Here is a 26,103-nt window from a genome sequence, read left to right as displayed (position 1 = left end):
GATCGTCTCCCCTCAAACCGCTGCTGTACGGTCGGTGACGCCAACCAGCGTATGGCTGTCGATAAGCGTGGCGAGAATGGCGGACCCTTGCGCGGTCGTCGGGATGAACAGCCGCAGCTTCCAGGAGATGATCTCGGAGATCAGCCCCAGCGCCTTCAGCCGAGGGACCATCGCGTCGGTGAAGCCGATCAATTCGACACGGTAGTCGTTCATGACCCGACTGCGGCGCAGGATCAGGCCGTCGGCAAGCTGCAACCCGATCCGCCCCTCGATCAAGCCGGTCCATGCCTCGTCCGGAGCGAGGGTCGGAACATCATCGACGCCGAGATTGCGCAACATGGTCGCGACCAGCGTCGGCGCGATGTGGCGGCCGATGATGCGTTCGCCGGCGTCGGTCTGGATCCGGTAGACCTGACAATCATGGTCCGGCAGCCGACGCCAGATCGGCAGCAGCAGACCCGTCATGATGTGAAAGGTACTGGTGGTGAACTCCGGGACGGCGGCGACTTCTGCCTGCCACAGGTCGCAGAACAATTTTCGGTCGGCGGGCTGCCAGTGGGTTTCGGCAAGGGCGTCGAGACCGAAGCGCAGCTCGTCCGTCGGCCGCAGCAGGCGCACGCGGTGCTCTATCGCGCCATCGTCGAGCATCAGGCTCGCCGTCGGCAGCCGGATCGCCGCGCGGTTCGACCGCGTGTTCACCAACAGAACCGATTGCGGCTCGGCCCGGACGATGGCCAGCGCGTCGACGAGACTGAGCGGCAGAATCCGGTCCTTGCGCGCGACGGTCAGCACATGCGACTGCGCGCCCGAGACCGGGTGCGCGTAGACGGTGCGGCGATCGGTGACGACGATGCTCTCCGCCGTGATCGTCTCCAGCCCCCTGTCGTAGTTGCCGGCGGCGATGGCGCCTTCGATCTTAGCCGCCATCAGCTGCTCGAACACCTCGAACAGCAGATTCTGGGTTTCGATGCGCAGCGCCAGCAGGCGATTGAGCCAGGTCGTGATCGGCGGCAGCTCGTCACGCACCCCGCCCTGGTCAGTCGTCAGCGACAGCCCGGTCACGGTCTCGAACGTCGTGAGCGAACAACCTTCGATCCTGCCCTGATGCAGCAGCATGTAGAATTGGCGAAGTGCGGCCCGCGCATAGGGGCTTTCGAGATTGTCCTCAGCACGGAACAGCCCCGCCCCGCCGGTCTGACGCTGGCCGCGCGTGATCGCGCCCAGCGTGTCGAGCCGTCGTGCGATCGTCGACAGGAAGCGCTTGCCGGCCTTCACATTGGCGGCCATGGGCCGGAACAACGGCGGTTGCTTCTGATTTGTGCGGTGGGTCCGTCCGAGACCCTGGATGGCGTTGTCGGCGCGCCAGCCGGCCTCGAGCAGATAGTGCTTGCGCAGCCTCTGGTTCCTGACCCCGAGATCGGCGTGATACGAGCGGCCGGTGCCGCCGGCGTCCGAAAAGATCAGCACGCGCTTGTCGTCATCCATAAAGCTCTGGGTCTCGGCGAGATTGGCCGAGCCAGGGCGGTTTTCCACGGCCAGCCGGTCGATACCGTCGCGGCCTGTCTTCTTGACGATGCGCCGCGAGCGGCCGGTCACCTCGGCAACCGTGTCGGTGCCAAAGTGATGGATGATCTGGTCAAGGGCACTGCCGACCGGCGGCAACGACGCAAGTTTTTCGACCATCTCGTCGCGCCGCCGAACCGCCTCGCGGCACTGAACCGGATTGCCATCTTCGTCGTGGACCGGCCGCGAATAGACGTTGCCCTCGGCGTCCGAATACTCCTCGAACAACTGGGTGGGGAAGGAGTGGATCAGATACCCGCCGACGTACTCGCGCGGCGTGACGTCGACATGCAGGTCCGACCATTCCTCGGTCGGGATCTCGGCAAGCCGCCGTTCCATCAGCGCCTCGCCTGTCGAAACGATCTGGATGACCGCGGCATGACCGTCGACCCGGTCCTGCTCGATCGCGCCGATCAGGGTTGGTGTCATCATCGAGGTGATCAGATGTCTGAAGAAGCGCTGCTTGGTGCTCTCGAAAGCCGAGCGCGCCGCCGATTTTGCGTCGCGGTTCAGCGTGCCGGCCTCACTGGTGATGTTGGTCGCCTCGAGTGCGGCGGTAAGGTTGTTGTGAATGACCTGGAAGGCGTCGGCATAGGCGTTGTAGATGCGGATCTGCTCCTCGGTCAGCGCGTGCTCGAGCAGGTCGTATTCGACACCGTCATAAGAAAGCGAACGCGCCGCATAGAGGCCGAGCGATTTGAGATCGCGGGCGAGCACTTCCATCGCCGCGACACCGCCGTCCTCGATCGCGGCGACGAATTCGGCGCGGTTGGCGAATGGAAAATCCTCGCTGCCCCAGATGCCGAGACGCTGTGCATAGGCCAAATTCTCGACCGCCGTGGCCCCGGTTGCCGAGACGTAGACGATGCGGGCGTCAGGCAGTGCATGCTGGAGCCGCAGGCCCGCCTTGCCTTGTTGCGAGGGCGCGACGTCGCCACGGTCGCTTTTGCCGCCAGCGGCGTTGGCCATGGCGTGGGCCTCATCGAAGACGATGACGCCATCAAAAGATTTTTTTGCCCCCGACGGGTTCTCTCCAGTCCCCGTCGGGCCTTGGTCCCTTCCCGCCTCTTGTCCGACCCAGTCGAGGATCTGGGCGATCCGGGATTTCTTGCCTTCCCGTTCTTGCGAGCGCAGGGTTGCGTAGGTCGTGAACAGGATGCCCTCTGCAAGGCGGATCGGCGTGCCCTGCCGATAACGTGAGAGCGGCTGGACGAGAAGTTTTTCCTGGCCAAGTGCCGCCCAATCGCGCTGGGCGTCTTCAAGCAATTTGTCCGACTTGGAAATCCAGATCGCACGGCGGCGGCCCTGCAGCCAATTGTCGAGGATGATGCCGGCGACCTGCCGGCCCTTGCCGCAGCCGGTTCCGTCACCCAAAAACCATCCACGCCGAAACCGGACAGCGTTCGTAGCTCCTTCTGGCGCGGCCGAGACGACATCGCAGGTCTCGTCAACCGTCCAGGCTCCAATGAGATGGCCGCAATGAGCCTCGCCGGCATAGATGACGCTTTCGAGCTGGGCGTCTGACAGCAGGCCCTCGTCGATGATCGCATCAGGAAGAAGCGGTCGATAGGAAGGCTTCGGCGGCGCGACGGCGGCCATTGCGGCCGACTGCACGAGCGGCGTCGGATGCGGTTTTGCGCGGGGAATGTCGATCGACTGGAGCGCGTAGGGCTCGTAGATCGTGTCGGTGAGCCGACAGCCCTCTTCTGGCATCCAGTCGCGCAGCTCATAGCCGAGGGGGACAGCCGGCGTGCTGTTTGCCATGACCTGGCGGGCGGGCTTCGCCGGCGTCATCGGGCGGACGGCCTTCGGAGCAGCCGTTGCAACAGCAAGGGGTTTAGCTCTCGCCCCTGTACGGGCGCCCATGTGCATGACGGCATTGATGCCGCTGGACAATGCCCCGAGCGAATCCGGAAAGCCGCCCGGTGTCCGGGGCGGCAGATCCGTGATCCAGGAGAGCAGCGTTTCGACATCCGTGGCCTTGCCGGGCGACCGGACGAAGCCGGTCGGGTCGGTGGCCGGTACCTTGTCGATGATGGTCAGGCGGGTCTCAGTGGTAGTGCCATGGCGGGCGTAGACACGGCCGTCGATCGCCGCGGTGAAGACGATGGTGCCCTGCTGCTGCAACCGTTCGAAGGCCGGCCGCCATTTGGAGTTTTCGGGAGACAGCCCGGTGCCGGTGATGGCGACGAGACGTCCGCCCGGACGTAGGCGTGCGAATGCGGAGGAAAGATGCCGCCATGCCGCGTCAGTGACATGGCCGTCGACATAGGCGCCGACGCTGAACGGTGGATTCATCAGCACCACGGACGGCTCAATGGCCGCGTCGAGATGATCGTCGATATGGGCGGCGTCGTGCCGCGAGACGGGGACCCTTGGAAATAGCAGGCCGAGGAGATCGGCCCGCGTCGCGGCAAGCTCGTTGAGGGCGATTGTGGCGCGCGCCATCTCGGCAGGGACGGCGAGCATTCCGGTGCCGGCCGAGGGTTCGAGAACGAGATCACAAGATGCAATCGCCGCGGCGTGCGCCGTGACGAAGGCCAGCGGCAAGGGCGTGGAGAGCTGCTGCATGGCCTGGCTCTCGTCGGAGCGCCGTGTGTGGGTCGGCACGAGTTCTGCGATGCGCTTCATCATCGCCAGCGTTGCCTGCGGCGTAGTCGACCGAGACAGGATCGCCGGGCCGAACCGACGCAGAAACTGCACCTGCGCGACTTCGAGCGCCTCGTAGGCGTCCTTCCAGACCCAGAACCCTTGCGCATCGCTGCCGCCAAAACTTGTCGTCATGGCGGTGCGCAGTGCGGCGGTGGTGACAGGCTTGCCTCGCTCGAGGAAAGGCAAAAGCAGCTTAGCCGCTTGATGGATCGCCTGGGCGTTGTTGATGGGGGTGGGCCTCGGCGCGTCGAGGGGAGCGGCGGTCCGGGCAACGGCCGGTGTGGTCGAAACAATGTTCATGGAAATGTCCTTCGCAAGAGGGGAGTGGCGCCCGCGCCGGCACTCTCTGCGCGTCAGCCGGGCCGCACTCCTCCCGGCTCCCCTCTGCCTCTGGCGCCGACGCACCAAGGGGGTTGCGCTCTGCACAAAGCCATGACTTGAATGTCCGGACAGGGATGCGGCGGCGACCTGGAGCTGCGGAGGTGATGCGACGGTTCAAAATTGGCAGTGCGGTCTATGAGGAGGGAGCGCCTGACCTGCAGGCGGCGCTGGCGAACGCCTATACCCGCACCGAGCGTCCGCTATGCCTGTGCCGCGAGCCGGGCTGCCCGATGTACATTGCGCGCATCGGCGACCTTCATCTGATCAAGCGCATGCCGCTGAGCGGCGGCGGGCATGATCCGTCCTGCGATTCATATGAATCGCCTTACGAACTGTCTGGGCTCGGCGCCTTGATGGGCAGCGCGATACAGCTCGATCCGCAAAGCGGCATGGCGGCCCTCAAATTGCACTTCAGCCTGTCGAAAACAGGGAGCCGCGCAGCATCCGTGCCTGCGGGGCAAAGTTCCGCCAGCGCAACCGCCGATCCCAGGAGGATGTCGCTGCGTGGCCTCCTTCATTATCTCTGGCACGAGGCCGAATTGACGGTCTGGACATCCCGATGGGCCGGCAAGCGACATTGGTGGAATGTCCGCTGGCATCTGCTCGAGGCTGCCGGGCAAATGACGGTGAAAGGCGGACCGCTCGCGGATATCGTGTTCGTGCCCGAGCCGTTTCGCGCCGAGAACAGGCAAGCGATCGAACATCGTCGCAATGCGGCTCTCGGCATGGCGCTCCCGCCGAAATCCGGCCCACGAAAGTTGCTGGTGCTGGTCGGCGAGGTGAAAGAGATTGTTCCTGCCCGCTCCGGCCAAAAACTTGTCATAAGACATTTGCCCGGCTTTCCCTTCATCATCGACGATGCATTGCACCGCCGCTTGCAGGCTCGTTTCGAGAAAGAATTGTCGCTGTGGGGAGCGGATTCCAGCTCACATCTGATGGTGATCGCGACCTTCGGACTGAATCCGGCCGGCCTCGCCCTTGTCGAGGAGGTCGCGTTGATGGTGGTATCCGAGAACTGGGTTCCATACGAGACGGTCCCGGAAAAGCGGCTTGTCGATGCGCTCGCTCGCCTTCGCGAGAAAAGCGTGAAGGGATTGCGCTACGACCTGCAAACCGATCAGCCGATCGCGAACGCTTTGCTCCAGAACAGGCAGCAGCCGACCGCACTCTTTGTCGTCCCAGCCGGTGCGGACGAAGCGTTCGAGGCTTCGTTGCAGGACATGATCGCGAACCGGCCTGAGATGGGTGCGTGGACCTGGCGGGTCGGTGACGGGGAGATGCCGGCCCTTCCATAAGCTGGGACGACATCTCAGATTTCCATCAATGTCGTGAATCGATTGGCGGCTATCGATTCAGACAATGCGTTGGACAAGGATCCCCGCTGTCTTGGACCATGACGGTATGGTGAGGGGTGACCAGCGATCGTCTTTTTCGGTGAGCATGCTGCGGGTTTGGGAGGATCCGCAGCGTAAGCACAGTGGGCGCCTGGTCGTTCTCAGCGTTGAACTCGGCATGCCATTCGAGCTGTCCGAACCCCGCGTTGCATCGGCGAGCGAAACGCTGGAGAGTTGGCTTTCGCGTCGGCGTCCGTCCGGGACGGCACCGCGGTCGATGTTTGCGATGGGTGGCGGTGTGCGCCGGTATCGGCAACGATCTGGGACACCCAAGCCGGCGGTATAGGTCGAACACGCTTCATAGCTGCGCTTGTCCGCCCGTGTCGGCTGCTTACGAAGGGTCATCATCGTTGCTCCCCCTCCTTTTGGTGTGCGGGCGCATCGCCCCCATGCGGTTGTCGATTTCGTTGTCGGACAGGTCCTCCAGCAGTTTCGGGATCGTTCCGTTGCCACCGTCGTTGACGAGAATGACGCGTTTGCCACGGTGCTCCGCGGGCCAGTTGTGGGGATTGATCTCGCCGGCGATCCCCTTGAAGTGGGGATGCGTCGCGTTCCAGATTGCCTCGAGCTTTTCCGCGCGGGTCATGCTGTCGCTCGCGCCGGTCTCGTGGGCGATGATGGCGGCGCGCATCTTGTCAGGAGACTGCCGATCCGTGAGGTCGCAAAAGCCATGAAACCAGCGTTCGCGGCCTCGGATCCGGATCGCGAAGAATACGCTGGTCACGTTGCCGGCCTTGAACTCCGACATGCCGAACATGCCGGTGCGCATGAAGAGCGGCGGCAGCAAATCGAGCATGAAGTGGTATTCTGACGCGGCAATCTCGAACCATTCGCCTGAATAGGGAGTGCCGGAAAGAAGATCGACGCCGGGAGTGTCTTTGTGTCGGCTGAACAGTTGGAACATCTGCTCGCGGGTGGCGACGCCGTCGAGCACCTTCCTGAAGGGTGGATGTGCGGTCATGGGGTTCTCCTGAACGCAGGTCGGCCACGCGCGGCATGAACCGCGTTGTGGCAACAGCTTGGTGATGTTGTGGCTGGCGACTGGCCGAGCCTGCGGCCGGCGCGTGCACCGGCGATGATGGTTTGCAGGGTTCAGGCGGCGCGGCGTTCAGAGGAACGCGAAGCGTCTCGACCAACCCCGGTGATGGCACGCACGGCGGCGGCGAGCGCCGGGATATCGTCGAGCATGCCGAGCGCAACGAAGTGGTTGGCCCCGCCGGTAAAGTCCTTGCGGCCCTTGCAGGTGCGGATCAGGATGCCGTGACCTGAGGATAAACCGAACTGGCCGACCTGGATGTAGGCGCGGTGATGGTGCAGGATGATTTCACCGGAAACGGCTATGCCCGCCTTGTTCGAGCGCAGGTCAAAGCACCCCGGTGGCAGGTTTAGTTCGGCGGCGAGTTTCTTCAGCCGTGAACGGGCTGTCGTGTGAAAACGTCTCTTCTGCTGCTCGTCATAAGAGCAGCTTCTGTTCCAGTCGAACATGTCGATCTCCATGAAATGGAACGGGCCCGCGATCGCTCGCGCGATCCCGGGCCCGTGGTCGGGTGGCTTAAGTGGTGAAACGGTCAGGCGGCCATGCGGCCCTCGATGACGTCGGCGTCGACCTCATCGGCGGAGACTTCCTCAAGATAGGCCCGACGATACTGGTTGTTGGCGAGCCAGCGTTCGGCAGCCTCGCGGTTCTTGGCGAGATAGAGCAATTCCGGGCTGTCGCCGAGATCCTGCAGGACACGGACAATGCCGATCGTAGGACGCTCGACGATCTCGAAACGCAGGCTGCTCTCGACGGACCAGGTGCGCCTGACCGAGACGACAATGATGCCGCCCTGCCCGAAATCGCCCTCGCGCAGGGTGAAATGGGCCGGCGAGCTATAGGTCGCGCGCTCGCGCGGCGGTTCCTTCCTGACCAGGCGACCGACGCCGTTGCGGCTCTCCCACGCGGCGAGCTTCTTGGAAAAGCGAGCCGGCGGTTTCGCGGTGCCGTCGCTGTACCGGATAACGCTCCCCAGAGGAGCAGATTCGTAAACGATGTGTGCGAACATGCGGGTTTCTCCATGTCGGAAAATGAGAAGGGCCCGGCGGGAGTGCCGGGCCCGGTGCGAGCGGGATGCCGATTATTCGGCGGCCTGGAGGTGGTCCGCCTCGTCGCCGGAGCTGGTCACCGGCTCTTCGGGGGACGGATCCGCATCGTCGGCGAGGAAGGCCGGCAGCTCGGCGGCATCGCCCTCGAGAGCCGCCTCGTCCGACATGTCGCCGACGACCGCGTCGCCAGCATCGGTAGCCACTTCATCGATCTCAAGGCGCAGCGGCTCGGGCAGCCAGTTCGATCCTTGGAGAAGACGGGCGGCTTCACGGGCCATGATGTCCTTCTTCATGTGGTCGATCAGCTGCGCGGAGTCTGCGCCACGAGCTTCACGGACAGCCTGTAGAATCCGCGCCTTGGTGAGCCGCCCGAGGAACTCGACGGTAGGCGTCCAGCCGGCGTCGACCATGTCGAATTGGAGTGAACGTCCAAGCACGTCTGCATGCTCGAGCGCCTTCGGTCGCCTGTTCCAGGGTTCGACCACCGCATTGAGGGTCAGCGAGACGCAGTGCGCGAACAGCGCCTTGCGGCTTGCTTCGTCGAGGCCGAGAAGGAAGTCCCACAGGCCATCCGCTTCATCGGGCAAATCGAGGTCCCAAGCTTCGTGCCGCTCGGCGATCTCCTTGGCCCAGGATGTCTCGGCAAGACCATCGACCTGGCTGAAGCTGCCGCTCTTCAGGCTGATCTCGAGGCACGTGTCCGGCGCGAAGCGATAGAAGACCTGCAGGACGAAGGCATGAAGTGCGGCGACGATGGCGATGTCGACGTCACCGGCGAGCGCGTTGCGTAGTGCCAGCGTCCGCTGCGCGGTCAGGTCGAAGACGAGCCGATCGGGCAGTGGCTTAATGCCATCGTCCTCGCCGTCGTCACTAGCGCTGTCGTTCACCGGCTTGCCCTTGACGACAACACCATCGCCATCGTCGTCGCCATTGGATCGGATTCCGCCGTCGGCGCCCTCTTCCTCACCCTCATTAACGTTGCCGGTTTCGGTCCGCGGCTCGTCCTCGGACCGCACGAAACCGGCGTCGACCTGGAGCTTGCCGTTCGCGGCAAGCGTAACGAACACCGCGGCAATGGCCTTCTGGGCGGGATCGTAGCTTTGAGGACGATCATCGATCGCATCGAGCTCGGCACCCAGCTGGTCGAGCTTCGCCTCGACTGCTTCATCGGCATCCTCGGCCTGGGCATAGTCCGCATCCAGTCTGTCGTATTCGGCCTTCAGCGCGTCGTAGCGTTCGATCTCCTCGGCGCTGAGCTCCTGCGCCTCGGCGTAGATGCGCCGCATGCCGGAGGTGTGGCCATAGGGAAAGCTGATTGCCGCCTCGACCCATTTCCAGCCTTCGGCGCGGATCGCCTCGGCATCCACCTTCAGCCTGTCGAAGACAAGCTGCTCGAGGAGCGCCGCATCCTGGAACCAGCCGCCGGAATCCTGCTCGAAGAGATCGCGCAGGATGACGCCGCCAGCTGCTTCATAGGCTTCGGCGCCGACATAGACGGCCCGGCGATCGTCGGCCCGCACCGTGGTCTCCGTCAGCAGGCGCCTGATGTAATAGGGTTCGTGCGTGTGCGAGCTGGCAATCCGTTCCCAGACCTGTTCCTGGCGCGCGTGATCGTCCGAGATCGAAAACGCCATGATCTGTTCGAGCCGGATTTCGTCCTTCTCGTAGAGACCGAGAAGTTTCGGCGACACCGATGCTAGCCGCAGGCGCTGCCTCACCGTCGTCGGCGATACGAAGAAACGGGCGCCGATCTCCTCCGGATCGAGGCCCTGATCGCTGAGCGTCTTGAAGGCCCGAAACTGGTCGAGCGGGTGCAGGTCGGCGCGCCGCAGGTTTTCGGCAAGCGAATCCTCCTCGGCCGAGGTCTCCTGCCCGCGGTTGACGATGCAGGGGATTGGCTCGTTCTTGGCCAGGCGCTTTTGCTTGATGAGGATGCCGAGCGCGAGATAACGCCGGCCGCCGGCGGGCACTTCGAACGTGCCGGTCTCCTCGCCCTCGCCGTCGAGCACGGGACGGACGTTCAGGCTCTGGATCAACTTTCGCCGTCCGATGTCTTCGGCCAGCTGCTCGATCGACACGCCGTCCTTGATGCGCCGAACATTCTTCTGCGACAACACCAGCTTGTCATAGGGAATATTCTCCGCGGCGTTCATCGCGATCTTCTGAATGGCGTTCTTAGCCATGGTCAGGTTCTCCATGACGGGCGGCCCGGGGCCTCTCCCCGAACCTCCAAGCCCGTCAAAAACCCTCCCCTCCCCCCTCTGCCTCCAGGCCTCACGCCGACCCGGCCCCGGCTCGCGGATCTCGACCCGACCGAACCGCCCGAGGGGCCTCCTGCTTGTTGGCGTAACCGGGTTCTCCCACGAAAAGAGCGCCGTCCTCTGGGCTCGCGGAGGACCGCGCTGGAATTGATGGAGACGGCCGGAGCGAGGCCGGAGGCGAGAGTTTTCGCCGCCGGCTTCTGTGGACTCAGTTCGCGAAATCGAGAAGCTTCTTGGCTTTGCCCTCCATGTCCAGGCGGACATCCTGATGCGACTTGTCGCGCGCGACCCGCGTGATGCCCTGCACGAAATCAAAGATCGATTCCGGTGGTCTGCCTTCCTCCATGAGAACAGTATCGATGATCTTTGTGGTCTCGGACTTGGAGAAGCCGCGCTTGCGCAGGAAGCCCTGGCGATCTTCGTCGTTTCTGGCAACGATCCGTTGCCGCGCCGTCTTGATGCCGTTGACGAATGGCATGGGCGACGATTCCGCGAACTGGATCAGCGCTGGCTCGGCTTCCAAGGCGAAACGCGAGGCGGCATATTTGGAATGCCGGATGGTGATTTCTTCGAAATCTTCGACGCCCCATAAATTACGATTCTGGCATACCGCGCGTAGATAGAAGCTGGCAATCCCGAGGGTGCGGGCTCCGACTTCGGAATTCCAGCAATAGAAGCCGCGGAAATAAAGATCCGGTTCCCCGTTCGGCAGCCGCCCGGCCTCGATCGGGTTCAGGTCGTCGACGAGGAACACAAACACATCTCGGTCGGACGCATAGAGCGTCGTTGTGTCGTTGGAAATGTCGACGTTCGGGTTGTAAATTCCCGTCGACCAATCGAGGACTCCCGGCACCTTCCAGCGCGTGTCCCCGGTGCCGTTGCCAGCGATCCTCTGCACGGCGTCGATCAGTTCTGAGTCAAATATTCTGCCATAGTCCGGACCTGTTACCGCTCGCAGTTCGAGGCGTCCGTTCTCGATTTCCAGCGTCTTCACCTGCTCGGCGCGGTGGTTGAGGAGTCCGTGCTGAAGGTTGATCGCCGCGAGCGGGGCCGGGAGCTGGCGCAGATAGTTGGCCGGCGCCCCTACCAGGCTGGCGAGTTGGCCAAAACTCCAATGCGTGGGGGCAACTGGGGCGCACGCAGCGGGCAGCATTAGCTTCAGGCGCTCTGGATCGTCGCGGCTGGCCTCGACCCGGATCAGCTCACTTTCGACGATGCGGGTCTTGCTGCGTTCCGACCGGGCCTTCACCGAATTCCGAAGGTCGGTGAGCGACAGGTATCGCTCGTCCGCCGGGCGGTTGAACCATTCTGACGACACGCGGCCGATACGCTGGCCGCGGCTGATGTCGACCTTGTAGCCGGCACGCTCGTTACGCGTGGGCGTGTGAATTTCCATCTGGGTCATAGTTGTCGCTCCTCGGCGGGCGCCGGGAGACTCTCTCCCCGGACCTCCACCCGCCACCGCGGCCCGCCCGCCCTCTTCCTCTCCCGGCATCCGCGCCCCACTGGAAGTGTCGGCCTTGCGGCAGCGGCCGCGTCAAGGCTGGCACCCAGGAAGGAAGGCTCGGGTTTCAGGAAAGCCCGCGCCTGGGACCAAGCGCCGCTTCACTTCCGGACGCGACAGAATTCCGCTGTGCTTTCTTGCGCACCAAGACCGGGACCCATCGGGATTTCAGGTAGCGGCCTGCTGAAATTGGCTTGTCTTGAGATTGAGCAACTGCAGGTTCTCTCCAGGCCCTAGCCAATACATGTATAAATTGACCCCACGTCATGATACGCGAAGACCGTGTTCTGGTCGGAATTGAGAGTGCAATTGCATGTCGAGCAGGTTCGTCCGGCCCGTGGTGGTGCAAGTTGGTCGGCATGACCGTGAGCGCGTCATATTCGATGTGAACGACGCAGCCACGATCCTGCTGCGGAGTTTCCCTCATCAGACGAAGAAGCGAAAACTGGCTATGGATGCATGTCTTCAGGTTCTGCGTGGTGAAGCTCAGACGCCGGTAGCGAGACGGGCCTTTGTTACAGCGGCGTTAGAAGCGAAAATCCTACGCAGCGACTGATCGCCAAATGGATAGTAGGCTCAATGGCTCCCAGAGTGACTGGGGAAGCAGAGCTTCACGCTGTCGCACAGCGATGACCGGGATTTGTGCAGCCGAAGCAGAACATCGAGTCCTGCCGTCGTGGGAAACAACCCGACGTTTGCTTGACTCGACAACGGTCAGGAAGACGGCAATATTAACGTCGATCGGAGATGGCATATGCGAGATTTGCCGAGTGACATCGATGCTGACGTTGTGATCGAAGTCAGTCGGTTTCTCGATGATGCAGAGGATCTCTTGCCTTTGCCGGTGCACGAACTGGTCAAAAGGATTCGTACGACACTGCAGACCCGCCTTTCCGATCAAGCAATCGAAGAGCTGTTCGTCGAGATGGCGTCGAACCGTGGGTTGCCCATGGTCTTCGACAAGCCTGCAGCATAGTCAATTCTTCCACATCACTTTGAAATATCGGCGACAGCTGGCAGCGAATTGCCATTGCCCTTCGGATGACCGGCAAGAATGGCAGGTCGAGAAAACGGCGATGGATTCAGTCTTCCGCCTGCCGAGCTGGCGAAGATAAGCCGTCGGCTCGACAGCTCTCATCATGCTTCTCATTTCACCGGTGAAGCGCCGCGTTATTGGACTTCTGGGCAGCGAGATCGCCAACCAGCGAATGGACGTCGTGGCCTCAGTTTACCCGTTTCTCGCGCACAGGAAAAAGGCCGGACCATAGGTCCGGCCAGGTGTGAAGGTTAAAACCTCCAGAGGGGAACGCGCCAGACGAATGGGAGGAAACATCCGACGCACCGCGCATGTAGGTCAGCAAAGGTGACACTTCAACGACATGCCGGTAGGCCACCAGACTTGATCATCTTAGTGCACTGAAGAAGCTTGCGTGCCTGATGCGCTTGCCGAAATCACATGGCTGGCTCAGCCAGCCTTGCTCAAGTTGCCGGCCGACGATTTGCCGGTCCGCCGATCCTGTTCTATCTCATAGTTGACCTTCTGGCCGTCAACGAGCGTCGACAGGCCAGCGCGCTCGACAGCAGAAATATGGACAAAAACGTCCTGTCCACCACTGTCAGGCTGAATGAAGCCAAAGCCCTTGGTCGCGTTGAACCACTTTACCGTTCCAGTCGCCATATAGGTGTTTCCTTGCCGCAAGTGTCTACATGTCCGTTTGGCTGGCCGCACCGGCCGCTGCCATCAGATAGGATGCAGCAAATGGCGGTAATGGCAAGCCTTTGCCCTGTCAAAAGCCATTGGCGCCAAGCGGCGGTCCGCTGAACGCCGACGCCACCTCGGTAATTGACCAAGCAACGCCAAGTCGCTGCTCTCACCGCTAAAGCAGCTGCTGGCTGGTATCCGCGGACCCGGTGCCCCATCGCCGCCGCGCCATCTGCTTAGAACGTTTTCGATATTCCTGAACGGTGAATTTGACAAGTTGGACGCCAAGTACACCAGCGGTCGAATATCATCTTTCCGCTCCTCTGGCCCGCAAGGTAGGAAGCGGCGTTCAGCTAGAAGCGGGCGAAGTGACTTGAGCTCCGAAGCTTGGCTAGCAGGATGATGGCCGCTCCGCTCTGGTCAACCTTCGCTTGCTCACTCAGCGGAGACGCATACCAGGCAGCCACTTCTGCCACCAAAACGGCGGTATCCCCGTTTACCGATGCGCATCTAAGTTGTCCGTTCTTCGCCATCACGATTATTGCTGTGCCGGTGACGCCATATCCAATCGCGGCCATCCGCTGAACGCAGATATCGCCGTCGACACGAACATCGAAAAGAACCGATCCTGCGGTTTTCTCCGCAGCGTCAGCCACACGATCATAGAACGGCCGATGCATGCCTTCGATGTTGCCGAGTGACTGCTCAAACAACACCAATTCAACATGCTCCGCCACCATGGCTGCGAAAATGCGCGCCGGCTGGCACAATCGGCAATAGGCCAGGTCTGACTATCCACGCACCAACCGCCCTCCCGATCGTTCCACGTTGCCTTTTATGCGACTTTCGGAGCACAAATCATGAACATGCGTTGGGCCAGGTTTTCAGCTTGTCACCTTGAGGCGCCAACTTCCGATGATGTGGGTGCACGCATGGAAGGTCCATTGCGATCACCTACGACATGGGGATTGGACGCCTGGATTGATCCCGAGGCGATCATTTGCACCAACGGAAAACGAGCACAACTATCCGAGCTCATGGATCGTCACGCTGGGAATGACTGCCTTGGCGATCTCGCACAGGTGTTGGTGATGCGTGAGGTAGATAACCTGACCGGCACATGCCATCTCACCAAACAATTTGAAGACCTCCTCGGATCGGACGTGGTCGAAGGTCTCCATTATATCGTCGGCGATAAAGGGCACGGAGGGTCTAAGCCGCGCAAACTCGTAGTAGCCAGCGAGCCTCAGGGCTAGGTACAGCTGAAACTGAGCGCCCTTCGACAGCGCGTCGGCAACCTTGGAATGCCCGTCGCGTTGCATGGCAATTAGGACTTCGCCGCCTTTCACCGGCTGGGTCGCCAAGCCCGCGTACTGACCGCGTGTGATAAGCGCGAAGGCATCAGATGCCCGGACCATCATCCCGGAGCGATGCTGCTCGCGATACACTCTCAGAGCGTTTGCCGCGGACATTACTCCCAGTTTCAGCTCGATATACCGAACCGCCCTCTCCTCGATTTCAAGAAGCACGGTGCGACGCTCGGCATCTATTCGGGCAACCGCGCTGTCGCCGCCAATGGCGTCCAGCTTGTCGGCCGCACGGGTCCGCCGGATAAGCTGTTGCTGTATCAGTTCATCGAGATCGCCAAGCCGCCGCTCGCTTTCGGCCTTCTCGATCGCAAGCCCATGCAAGTCAAGACCATCCAGGATCGAATGGGCTTGTTTGGCACCGTCTGCCGTGAGCTCAGCCGACAGCTGTTCTTCAAGGTTGGTCAAGGCGGCACGCAAGCGGTCCCTTTCCCTAAGCAATTCATCGCGCTCTACGACTTCGGACAGGGTGGCCACGCTAAAGGCGGTCAACACATCCTGCTTGCTTCGCTCGTGCATCGCGACCTCCAAATCGAGCGCGTCACGAACATCCTCCAAGCGCTGCTGGTCAACGAGCAGGGTCGCCTTTGTCTCGCGGGCACGATCGGCGCGCTCCAGGCGCTCGGCAAGCCTGATGGCCAACTGTTCCGGGTCAGCCTTGTCCGCCGGCTCACCTATTTGTCTTGCGACAGCAGTAACCTCCTCGATGAGCGTGCCCCTGTCCGTTTCCATCTTCGCAATACGCAACCGCATCGCGTCGCGATCCTGGATGGCCTTTGACAACTCCACCAACTGATCGAGGACGCCGCCGACGCCAGGCGCGGAAATTCCGCTTTCCAACCAAGTGCCCTTAAGGGCTGCGGTAACATCGGCTACCCAATCCTCCTCACGGCTTTCCGCCACCTCCAGGGCGCGGCGCCTGATTGCAAGATCTTCCTCCCTAGCGCTCACCGTTTTGATCGCCTCGGCGCGTTCCGCATCGACCTTGGCTTGCCTGTCGATGAACCGTTCAGCAACGGCCACCATGGCCTCCAGGCTCTCATTCGCTTCCGGCTGTATCCCGACGCTTTCCAGGGCCGCTCTCACCTCGAGGCGTATCAGGGCCCCATCGTCAGTTGCCCGCTCAAACTTCTTGCGCGCGACCAAGATTTCGTCCCAGGCCGCGAGCGCATCGGCGCGGGCGGAGCTACGCTCCTCGATCAGCCCAATCAAAAGCTCAGGCGAGGTTGCCTGGCATGTCCCAAGCAAGTCTCTCGCTGCGGCGGTGATTTCTGAGAGTGCCGCTTTCGCGCTCGAGGCGAGCTGCCCCAGTTGATCAACCGTGCGCGCGATGCCGGTGACGCCTTCGGCGAGGCTTCGCATCGTTGTTCGGATTTCAGCGAGCTCGCGCGCGTGGACCAGACGGGTTGCTGCAGCATCATCGTCACGAGCCAACGCCACCTCGAAAATGTCCGCCGTCTCCGCGATCAGCCTGTCGCGATGGCCCTTCCAAGCCTCGTCCCGCTTCTGCCGCATGGCCATTGCGGTTTCATCATCCGCCACATCGACCGAGGACCGGATGGCCTCCAAATGTGCCAACTGCGAGGCATGCGTTTGCTCTTGCTCCGTCAGACGTTCGGAAAGGACTGCTCTGTTCCTCTCATGCTCTGCCGAAAGTGTCTTCCAGGCCGCGATTTGTCTGGCGCTTGGAACTGACATCGCTGAGAGATCTTCCGCGTCCCCCGTCCACGGCTGGAGACGCCGGATTGCTGTCCGCCAACGAATTTGACTCGAGTCTTCCGCCTCACGCGCCGCCTTTATCTCGCTCAGATGCCCACTTGCTCTCGTCTTTGACACTGCTGCCGTCAGCCTCGCCCTGGCAGGTTCAGGCACAGCGCGTTCTTCACCGATCCGGTGCCGCGCCGTGTGAAGCGCATCCAGGGCTGCCGCGGCCTCATCGCGGGCAACACGCACGCTGGTGGTTATTCCGGATCGCTGTTCGACCATATTGCGAACGGTCCCCACAATGGCGGCGGGCAGGAGAAGCGAAGCTGGCTCCGGTTCTGTGGATTTTCCCAAGGCGGCAAGGCAATTCGCGACGGCGTTGTCGAGGATTTGAAGCTCGGTCCTGCGGGTGGGCAGATCCAGGCCCGCAGAAACATATCGCGCCTTGCGATCGGCCAGTCCGCGAACCTGTTCTGAGATTGCGAGGATCGCCTCGTCCACGGTGATCGCCGCGATCTTCGCCCTTAGCCTCTCCATTTCGTCGTCGTTTGCCAGTTGGCGCGTTCGCAGGCTGGCGTCCTGATCGATCATTTCGGCGACACTCCCCGTCCAGGTCCGGGGCGGCGAAGGCAGGTCAGGCAATTCGGCAAGCCGAGCGGCCTTCCGCTGGATATCGGCCGCAAGGGGAGCCGCGCGCAGATACTTCGCGATTGTCTCCAGGCGAGCCGACAGCACCGATCGTTCAGCTATGCTGCGATCGTATTTTTCCGCGGCCTCGACACGGTCCGCCTCCAATGTCTCGAAGGTGGAGGCCAACGTGTCGATTTCATCCTTGCGCGACTTCAGTTCGGCAAACCGCTTCTTGAGCAGCGCAAGTTCGGTTCCGTGTGCCTGTTTGCGATAGAGAGAGTCTGCCTCCGCCTCGAGCGCGCTCAGGATGTCACTGGCGTGCCCCAGTCCGGCGCTGGCCGCGAAAAGCAGCTTGCCGAGGTCTCCGCGCGATTCCAGGATCGACTTTCCGCCTGCTTCCAGCGTCTCGTCATTCAGTGAGAACATGGTGCTGTAGGCCTCGCGCGACAGGCCTGCCAGATGTGCCGATATCGCGACTTCACTGGCCGGTTGGCCCGTTGCATCGTGCAGCGAGTTGCTGCGCTGTTTCGTGCGCGAAAAGGTCTGTTCTTCGCCGGCGAGTTCGAGCACGCCGCCGATTCGCATGGCGCTATACTCATGCAGGAAGTTGTAGCGGCTGCGTTCCTCAATGCCGAACAGCAGGTCCAAATAACCGGAAAGTGCTGTCGATTTTCCAGCCTCGTTCAAGCCGAACACAATGTGCAAATCGGGTCCGGACTCCGGCTTTGGCCCGAAGTCGAGCGCCTTGTCGGTAAACTTCCCGTAGCGAATGAGGTCGAGGCGCCGCAATCTCATTGCTGCCCGCCTGCCTTGAGGCGGGCCGTGACCAGATCGGCGCCGCGGGCGAGAGCACCGTTGAGGAACACGTCCAGTGCGGCTTCGTCCTTTCCGGCAAAGTCGCGCGCGTCTGGCGGTAGATCCGCGATGGCTTTCAAAACGAGGGCTTTGGCTTCCGCTCGAAAAGCTTCCGACTTGGCAAAGGTGTGCATTGATTGCGCGAGCTCCAAAACCGGATCGGCAACGCCGTCGGATGTCTCACTGTTGGGCGGTGACAGGTCCAGCTCGAGCTTTTCGATCCACGCATCACCCACCTGTTGGGCTGCTTGTTCAGCCTCGCCGAGCAGCAGATCCCTGTCGCGGATTATTTTCCAGGACAGAGGCGACGTACCGGTCAGACCGAGGCGGACCACGGCATGGCGGGAGCGAACGGAGGCCCGGGCTTGCTCGAGTGCGGACCGGATCCGTCCGACGGCCTCTGGCCATTCCAGCGTCCCGGTTAGATCAACATTCATCCGCTCGAATTGCGCGACGCTGGTCAGCTTCTCCTCGATCGTGACGCTCCGGTCGTCGCGTATCGTTACCAGGGTGATGGATTTCTCTCCGGCCTCATTGATGTCCCTGCCTTGTGGCATTCCCGGCATGACCACCGTGCGCGCGCCGGGATGGACTTTGCGAACATGAATGTGCCCCAGCGCCCAATAGTCAAAACCATGGCCGTGCAAGTCGGCTACGCTGCAAGGGGCGTAGACGTCATGACCGGGCGATCCCGCCAGACTGGTGTGCATGATGCCGACATTGACCGCCCCTTCGCGGGGCGCGGTGTATTTGGGCAGCAGGCTCTCCGGCGCCTTTGGGTTTGCGAAGCTCAAGCCATGGACCATGATGTCCAGACCGCCGGCTGATTGCAGCACCGGTTGAGCTCGGCCACCGAAGATCGTCACGGTATCGGGAAACACGAGCTGTTTCGTAATCCGCGACATGGCGTCGTGGTTTCCGCGGATCATGAAGACCCTGACACCGGCCTGATGGAGACGAGTGATTTGCGACGCCAGAAAGCGTGCCGTCTTCATCGACGTCTGATCGCCGTCGTAAAGATCGCCGGCAATGACGAGGGCATCGACACGCTCCGCAAGGCAAAGGTCGATGATGGAGACAAATGCCTGACGACTGGCGTCTCCAACCAGTTCGGCCAAATCGGGGTTTCGCATCGCCAGCGAGCGCAGCGGCGAGTCGAGATGAATGTCGGCCGTATGCATGAAGCGAAATGCCATTGGGCTATCTCCGGCCCCGAACGAAGGGACGTGGTTCGAGTCGACTCGGCACTCGGTCCCAGCGGTTCGAACTCAGGGTACTTTTCATTCAGGCGCTTGTTAGGCCGGCTTCGCCGCCTCTCGCACCCGGTTAGCAAAGCCCAACCGCTTTCGGCAACTCTCTTTCATGGGTTTGGAGTGTGGCGACAGGGCCTCGATGGGGTTCGCAGGGAAATGCTGCGAACCGCTCCCAGAAAACCATCTGTACATCCAAACTATCAAGCTGACAAAAGAGCTTCTAGTTCTGATCTGACATCCAAAAACACGACAAGAGGGAAAAAAGCCGCTAATCTCTCAAGGGGGGTACTGCATCAATGGAATCAGCCGATAGTTCTCAGTACGCAACAATTGACAGTTCGGCATCCGATATTTCCGCTGCGCCATGCATCGTTGCCGATGTCGCTTCCAGCTTCACATATGCATCCTATCAGAATGCAATACCGGTCATCCGTTCGATACGAATTGAGAACAACTCGGCCTCTCATTTTGAAAACTGCGTTCTTGAGTTGACGTCTTCACCGTCGTTCCTGCGGCCGAAGACGTGGACAGTCGATCGGATTATCCCTGGCGACAGGCTTCCGCTGAGCGACCGCAAAGTCGAGCTCGATGCTGGTTATCTCGCCGGCCTGAACGAGGCCGAACGCGGTGAGATCACGCTTCGCCTGTCATCGGCCGGCAGGGTTCTAGACGAGAGACGCCTAACAGTCAGACTGCTCGCGCGCGACGAATGGGGTGGCGTTGCGGACATGGCTCAATTGCTGCCAGCATTCGCCATGCCGAATGATCCCGCTGTGGCGCAGATCCTGCGGGCCGCGGCGGAACGACTTGTCGCGCATGGTCACCCGAGTGGCCTGGACGGATATCAATCCCAGAGTCCCCAGCGGGCATACATGCTCACCGCGGCGATCTATTCGGCGATCGCCGGGATGGGATTGCACTATGCGGAGCCGCCGGCGAGCTTCGAGAGCCGGGGCCAGAAGATCAGGCGCCCAATGACGATCGCGCAAGAGCGTCTTGCGACCTGCCTCGACACCACGCTTCTGTTTGCCGCCGCGCTGGAGGCTGCCGGCTTGCATCCGGGCATCTTGATATTCGATGGGCATGCGGCGGCCGGCGTCTGGCTGACCAAGAGAACCTTTGCCAATGCCATTGAGACGGATCAGATGGAGGTCCGCAAGGCGTTGGCGTCTCGCGAATTCATTGCTTTCGAGACAACTGGCGTCACCCACCGACCTGCACTCACATTTGACGGCGCGCAAAGTGCGTTGAGCAACCGTCTGGCGGAAGACCAGGCGCACGCCTTCGTCGCGGCTATAGACGTACGCCGCTCTCGCAGCGGCGGCATAACGCCGCTCGCCTCACACGAGCCGATCCGCCGCAACGCCGTCGAGGATGACGCGGATGTGGCTACTGTTTTGCCCCTTCCTGCGGCGCCAGCGATTGGCGAATTGCCTGCCGAGGCCATCGAGGTCAAGCCGACCAATGCCGCCGGGCGTATCGACCGCTGGCAGAAGAAGCTCCTCGACCTGACGCTGCGCAACCGGCTCCTCAATCTCCCGGATTCGAAGAAGACGATCCCGTTTCTGTGCACCGACGTGGCCTATCTGGAGGATCGGCTCGCAAATGGTGTCGCTATCCGTCTCATATCGCTCCCCGAGCAGAACCCCTTGGGTGAGCGCGACGAGGTGCTTTATCGCGATGTCCACGGACGCGACCTTCAGCGCGGGTTTGCGGCGGAGGCTCTGCTCAGGGACGAGCTGCCGTCGACGCTGGATGCCCGTCAGCTGGACGCCAGGCTGATCGATTTGCATCGACAGGTCCGTAACGATTTCGCCGAGGGAGGGGCAAATACTTTGTTCCTCGCGGTGGGCTTCCTGCGCTGGAAAAAGAAGCCGGACGATGACCGCAGCTATCGGGCACCACTTCTTCTCGTGCCGGTACGGCTCGAGCGCCGCAGTGCGACTTCGCGCTTCACGATCCGCTTCCATGAAGACGAACCCCGTTTCAACGCAACGCTTCTCCAGTTCCTGGAGCGGGACTTTGATCTGCGCCTTCCGCAGTTTGGCGGCGATCTGCCGCTGGACGACAATGGCATTGATGTGCCGCGGGTCCTCACCATGATGCGGCAGGCGGTGCGTGACGTTCCCGGGATGGAGGTGATCGACGAGACCGCGCTATCAACCTTTTCCTTCGCGAAGTTTCTCATGTGGAAGGATCTGGTCGAGCGGACCGAGGCGCTCCGCCAAAACAGGGTCGTGCGCCACCTCATCGACACACCGGAGCAGGCCTTTCAGGCCGCAGATGGACAGTCGCCGTTTCGCGAGGAGCGTGACCTGGACCGCGCCTATGCGCCCTCGAGCATCATAAGCCTTCTGCCGTTGGATTCATCGCAGACGGCCGCCAGTCTCGCGGCTGCCGAGGGCCATGACTTCGTCATTGTGGGTCCCCCGGGTACGGGCAAGAGCCAGACCATCGCCAACATGATCGCCAACTGCCTGGGTGTGGGGAAGACGGTCCTTTTCGTGGCGGAGAAGACTGCGGCTCTCGACGTCGTCTATCGCCGGCTGCGGGAGCATGGCCTGGGACATCACTGTATCGAGCTCCATTCGAACAAGGCCGACCGCAAGCATTTTCTCGGGCAGTTGAAATCTTCCTGGGAACATGGCGGCCGGAACGACGCGTCCGAATGGGTCGCCATCAACGAGCGGCTTCGCGCGAGGCGCGATGAATTGAATGCCTACGTCGAGGCGCTTCACAAACGCTACTCAAATGGCTGGACGCCCTATCTGGCATTGGGGATCGCCCTTAGATCGGCAGATGAGCCTGCGCCTGTGCTCACATGGCAGGCGCGCGATACGCACGACGCGCAAACACTCTTCGATCTGGAAGAGTTTGCCGCAGAAGTTGGCCTTGTTTTTGCATCCGTTGACCGTGAGCCGGCACTCGACCTGATCGATGTTGGAGAGTGGAGCATCGGTTGGCAAGAAAACCTGCTTTCCGCAGCGAAATCGCTTCAGACAGCAATCGAACTATTGACGAGCTCGATCGGGGACTACCTCGCCAGTCTGGGCCTCGGCGCCAAAGAGCCGGTGCCGCGCGCGGTACTTGAGAGCCTTGCGAGCCTGGCGGAGGTCCTGAGCCAAAGCCGAGGTCGCGACATCTCGATTGCGTTCGAACGGGACTTCGCACAGTGCAGGACCGCACTCGTTGATTTGGGACGTTCGATCGAAACCTATCGCGAAGCTGAGCGGGGCCTTGCCGCTACCTATGGTCTTGCCCAGGTCCGCGAGCTGGATCCGGATGGTCTGGACCGTCAATGGCGCGAAGCGAAGGCATCGTTCTGGCCGAACTCCACGCTTGGCAAGCGCAAGGTCCAGAAGCTTCTGCAGGGCCATGTTGAACTCGGCACCGCGAACCCCGGCCGGGACCTGCCGCTGCTGCAGCGAATGAAGCAAGCACTCTCCGCCATCGACCAAAGCCTTTTGGCAGGGAAGCCGCTGCGGATCGATGGCCTTGCCACGGATGTCAAGGGGGTGACGGACATTCTTGATCTCGCTCAACGCCTTCGCGGTGCTCTGCGTATCCCCGGATGCTCTCAAGAGGAAACACGATCCGTCCTGCGTTCTGTCGCGCCGAGCCTTCGGGGCACGCTGGAAAATGACAGGATACGCCAGGCGGGAGATCGGCTTCTCGCGGCTACGAAAAGCCTTGAGGTCGCGCGTCGGGTGTTCGGTGAGATTGCCGGGCGGGACGTTCCCGACAGCGCCGATGGCACAGGTCTCGCCGCGCTCAACACGAAGCTTGGTGCTCTGATAGGCGCGCGAAATCTGCTGCGCGACTGGTCGGCCTGGTGTCGGGTCAGGAGCAGGGCAATCAGCAGCAACTTGGCCCCTCTGGTCGAGCAGATCGAGACGGGAGCCATCCGCCCCGAAAATGCGCGTTCGGCGTTTCGCGTAGGCTATGCCCGATGGTGGCTCCCGAAGGTCCTAGATGAGGATCTTGTCTTACGAAACTTCCGCAGGTTTCAGCACGAGAACGCCATCAAGGAGTTCCGTGAGATCGACGATCTGGCGCGGTCGCATGCCGCGCAGCGCGTCATCAGTTCAATCGCACATGGCCTGCCAGCGGTTCAAGGTGTTTCGCGCAACTCGGAACTGGGACTGCTGCGCCACCAAATGGAGCTTCAGCGGCCGAACCAGTCGATCCGGGATATGATCGGCAAGATGCCGGAATGCTTTTCGAAGCTTGCGCCTTGCATGTTGATGTCGCCGCTCTCCATTGCCCAGTACCTTCCCCCGAACCAGGCTCTGTTCGACGTGGTGATCTTCGACGAGGCTTCGCAGATCACCACCTGGGACGCGGTGGGCGCTATTGCCAGGGCGCGTCAGACCATCATCGTGGGCGATCCCAAGCAGTTGCCGCCGACCAATTTCTTCGGACGCAACGACGAGGAAGAGGAGATCGCCGACCACGAGAAAGACCTGGAAAGCATCCTGGACGAAGCAAGGGCGTCCGGCATTCCGGTGCGCGATCTGAGATGGCATTACCGCAGCCGAAGCGAGTCTCTGATCGCTTTCTCGAACCATCACTATTATCAGAACCGGCTCGTGACATTTCCTTCGCCGACGGTCGAGGACCGCGCGGTGCGCCTGCGAAAGGTGCCAAATGGCATCTATGACCGTGGCAAGAGCCGCACCAACCGGATCGAGGCGGATGCTGTCGCAGCTGAGGCCGTAGCGCGGATGAATAGCTGGCTAAAACTCCCCGAGATTGGCCGGCCGACGCTTGGCGTGATCACCTTCAATGCCCAGCAACAGTCCCTGATCCTGGATCTGCTCGATGCCGCGCGCCGAGATCATCCTGAACTCGAATGGTTCTTCGCTGAAGATCGCGTCGAGCCAACGATCGTCAAGAATCTCGAGAACGTGCAGGGCGACGAAAGGGATGTCATCCTGTTCTCGATCACATTCTGGAAGGATGCCTCCGGAAAGTCACCGCCGATGGATTTCGGGGCACTGAACCGTGACGGAGGCGAGCGGCGTCTCAACGTCGCCGTGACGCGCGCGCGCCAGGAACTCATCGTGTTCTCCGGGTTCACGGCAGACCAGATCGACCCGGCGAGAAGCAAGGCGCTCGGCGTTCACCACCTGAAGACGTTCCTCGACTATGCCGAGAGAGGCGCGATCGCGCTGCCGGCCCAGGACATCGGATCTGTCGGAGGTTTCGATTCTCCCTTCGAGGAAGCCGTAGCCACGAAGCTGGAGCGGAGGGGATGGGTTGTCGTTCCGCAAGTCGGGATTTCCGGCTTCCGCATCGATCTCGCGATCCGTCACCCGGATTTGGCTGGCGCCTACCTGGCGGGGGTGGAATGCGATGGTGCGACCTATCACCGGTCGTCGACGGCAAGGGATCGCGACAAGGTTCGCGAACAAGTGCTGAAGGGGCTGGGCTGGAACATCCTGCGCGTCTGGTCAACGGACTGGTGGTTCGACGCCAACGGATGTGCCGAACGGTTGCACACCAGCTTGGAAACCCTACTGGAAGAGGGCCGGGCGAAACGTGCGGCCGAAGAACCGGAGACCGAGGCTCACTGGGATATGGGGCGCCAGGTCAACCCGACCGACGAGATCGCCGAGGACCACCAGACGCCAATCGAGGAGCCTCCATCGCCGCCGACGGTGGCGGTGACTGAACTCGTATCGGTGAATATTCCGGCAGCTTCGAGCCCCGCTGAGACGACCGCACCACCACCGATAATGGGCCCGCTTATTACCGACAGCACCGCGGACAGGCGGTATCGATTGGCCGATCTCAGTGGCCTGCGGGCAGACCCCGATCAGTTCTTCGAATTTGGCTATCGCGCGACGCTGCTTGGCATGATTGAAACCGTCGTCGACACTGAAAGTCCATTGCGAACAGACGTCCTCGCCCAACGGATTGCTCGGGCCCATGGTTGGCTCCGCACGGGCGGACGCATCCGCGAGAGGATTGATCTTCATTTGCGGGATCTGGACAGGACACTAGAGTCGAGCGGCGAGTTCATTTGGAAGAAGGGCAAGGTCTTGGACCCGATGCCATATCGTCTACCCGTCAATGAGGAGGCCCGGCGTTCGATTGCCGAGATACCGTTGGCGGAACTAGCCTCGGTGGTGATCGACAATGCGGAACTGCTGGACATGCCCGATCCTGCACGCGATATGGCGCGACTCCTTGGGGTCGAGCGGCTTGCGGCGGTCTCACGGACGCGCCTAGACGAAGCAATCGCCAGGGCAAGGCACCATATCGCGACGACCCAAACTGGATCGTGATGGCTTGCTTACGATCGAAAGAAGGCGAAGATCGAATGTCCGGAACGCGCCTCCACGCTGACAAGGTGTATCGGCGAAAGGCTAAAACCGGCCGGAAGCTTCCTGCCCCTTGTCCATTCCGGAAAACTGTCGAGCGTTTCAGCGTCGAGCGCGTGGGGGTCACCTCGCGAGTTGTACGGGGGAATCTTGATCACCTTCCGCGAAGCTAGCGCCGATCGTTTGATCGACGTCGTGCCGCATTGTTCAAAGTTGAAGGCAACTAACCGTGGGGAATGCATGCTACTACGGTCAGGGTGAGATTGTAGTGGAGCGCCTTGCGAACCAGCGCTGCTTTTCACGACTGTTTCCAAAAGCCCCACGCCGGCCGGAACCGACAAGAAGCGGACTGGCGCAAAAAGGACTCGCTTAACTGCAAAGTTGTTGGCAGGCACCCCCTCGAAGGCAAAATTTTCTGATACCGGA

14 protein-coding genes are annotated in these 26,103 nt (G+C 61.6%); 4 read left to right on the top strand and 10 right to left on the bottom strand.

Annotated elements, in window-relative coordinates:
• Positions 1 to 12: 12 nt before the first annotated feature.
• On the bottom strand, positions 13 to 4,515 hold the full coding sequence (locus tag NKH78_RS22500; RefSeq protein ID WP_352884078.1) for a strawberry notch-like NTP hydrolase domain-containing protein: 4,503 nt from the start codon (positions 4,513 to 4,515) through the stop codon (positions 13 to 15).
• Positions 4,516 to 4,700: 185 nt separating this feature from the next.
• On the opposite strand from NKH78_RS22500, the gene NKH78_RS22495 reads away from it, so the two are divergent.
• Positions 4,701 to 5,891: a DUF1173 domain-containing protein gene (locus tag NKH78_RS22495; RefSeq protein WP_352884075.1), complete on the top strand. Its 1,191-nt coding sequence runs from the start codon at positions 4,701 to 4,703 to the stop codon at positions 5,889 to 5,891.
• 430 nt (positions 5,892 to 6,321) lie between these two features.
• Here NKH78_RS22495 and NKH78_RS22490 read toward each other — a convergent pair whose 3' ends face one another.
• The 5 genes from NKH78_RS22490 to NKH78_RS22470 form a co-directional block, all read right to left on the bottom strand.
• Positions 6,322 to 6,951 (bottom strand): DUF1419 domain-containing protein, encoded by a 630-nt coding sequence (locus tag NKH78_RS22490; RefSeq protein ID WP_352884265.1) that lies wholly within the window; start codon positions 6,949 to 6,951, stop codon positions 6,322 to 6,324.
• Between the two features lie 131 nt (positions 6,952 to 7,082).
• A complete protein-coding gene (locus NKH78_RS22485) occupies positions 7,083 to 7,475 on the bottom strand; it encodes a hypothetical protein (protein ID WP_352884073.1) in 393 nt (130 codons plus the stop codon).
• Positions 7,476 to 7,558: 83 nt separating this feature from the next.
• Positions 7,559 to 8,035: a UCP036055 family protein gene (locus tag NKH78_RS22480; protein WP_352884071.1), complete on the bottom strand. Its 477-nt coding sequence runs from the start codon at positions 8,033 to 8,035 to the stop codon at positions 7,559 to 7,561.
• 72 nt (positions 8,036 to 8,107) lie between these two features.
• Positions 8,108 to 10,258 carry a ParB/RepB/Spo0J family partition protein gene (locus NKH78_RS22475; protein ID WP_352884068.1) on the bottom strand — a complete coding sequence of 717 codons (2,151 nt, stop codon included), beginning with the start codon at positions 10,256 to 10,258 and terminating at the stop codon, positions 8,108 to 8,110.
• Positions 10,259 to 10,544: 286 nt separating this feature from the next.
• Positions 10,545 to 11,741, bottom strand: a complete 1,197-nt coding sequence (locus tag NKH78_RS22470) for a DUF932 domain-containing protein (protein WP_352884066.1) — start codon at positions 11,739 to 11,741, stop codon at positions 10,545 to 10,547.
• Positions 11,742 to 12,153: 412 nt separating this feature from the next.
• Between NKH78_RS22470 and NKH78_RS22465 the strand changes: the two genes are divergently transcribed.
• Together NKH78_RS22465 and NKH78_RS22460 are read left to right on the top strand one after the other, a co-directional pair.
• A complete protein-coding gene (locus tag NKH78_RS22465) occupies positions 12,154 to 12,396 on the top strand; it encodes a DUF982 domain-containing protein (protein ID WP_352884064.1) in 243 nt (80 codons plus the stop codon).
• Between the two features lie 198 nt (positions 12,397 to 12,594).
• The gene (locus tag NKH78_RS22460; RefSeq protein ID WP_352884062.1) at positions 12,595 to 12,816 is read left to right on the top strand and encodes a hypothetical protein; all 222 of its coding nucleotides are present in this window, start codon (positions 12,595 to 12,597) and stop codon (positions 12,814 to 12,816) included.
• 489 nt (positions 12,817 to 13,305) lie between these two features.
• Here NKH78_RS22460 and NKH78_RS22455 read toward each other — a convergent pair whose 3' ends face one another.
• The 4 genes from NKH78_RS22455 to NKH78_RS22440 form a co-directional block, all read right to left on the bottom strand.
• Positions 13,306 to 13,518: a cold-shock protein gene (locus NKH78_RS22455; RefSeq protein WP_127298034.1), complete on the bottom strand. Its 213-nt coding sequence runs from the start codon at positions 13,516 to 13,518 to the stop codon at positions 13,306 to 13,308.
• 377 nt (positions 13,519 to 13,895) lie between these two features.
• On the bottom strand, positions 13,896 to 14,282 hold the full coding sequence (locus tag NKH78_RS22450; RefSeq protein WP_502899824.1) for a hypothetical protein: 387 nt from the start codon (positions 14,280 to 14,282) through the stop codon (positions 13,896 to 13,898).
• A 285-nt stretch (positions 14,283 to 14,567) separates the two neighbouring features.
• The gene (locus NKH78_RS22445; RefSeq protein ID WP_352884060.1) at positions 14,568 to 18,038 is read right to left on the bottom strand and encodes an ATP-binding protein; all 3,471 of its coding nucleotides are present in this window, start codon (positions 18,036 to 18,038) and stop codon (positions 14,568 to 14,570) included.
• Positions 18,035 to 19,294 (bottom strand): metallophosphoesterase family protein, encoded by a 1,260-nt coding sequence (locus NKH78_RS22440; protein WP_352884057.1) that lies wholly within the window; start codon positions 19,292 to 19,294, stop codon positions 18,035 to 18,037. The genes NKH78_RS22445 and NKH78_RS22440 overlap by 4 nt, the downstream gene beginning before the upstream one ends.
• A gap of 353 nt (positions 19,295 to 19,647) precedes the next feature.
• Here NKH78_RS22440 and proA point away from each other — a divergent pair, with 353 nt between their 5' ends.
• On the top strand, positions 19,648 to 25,641 hold the full coding sequence (gene proA, locus NKH78_RS22435) for an anti-phage protein ProA (RefSeq protein ID WP_352884055.1): 5,994 nt from the start codon (positions 19,648 to 19,650) through the stop codon (positions 25,639 to 25,641).
• The last annotated feature ends 462 nt before the right edge of the window (positions 25,642 to 26,103 follow it).

It is taken from the genome of Mesorhizobium sp. M0910 (genome assembly GCF_040319465.1).
GTDB lineage: Bacteria > Pseudomonadota > Alphaproteobacteria > Rhizobiales > Rhizobiaceae > Mesorhizobium.
The sequence above is the reverse complement of the archived record's forward strand: the minus strand, read 5'-3'. Positions and strand labels throughout refer to the sequence as shown.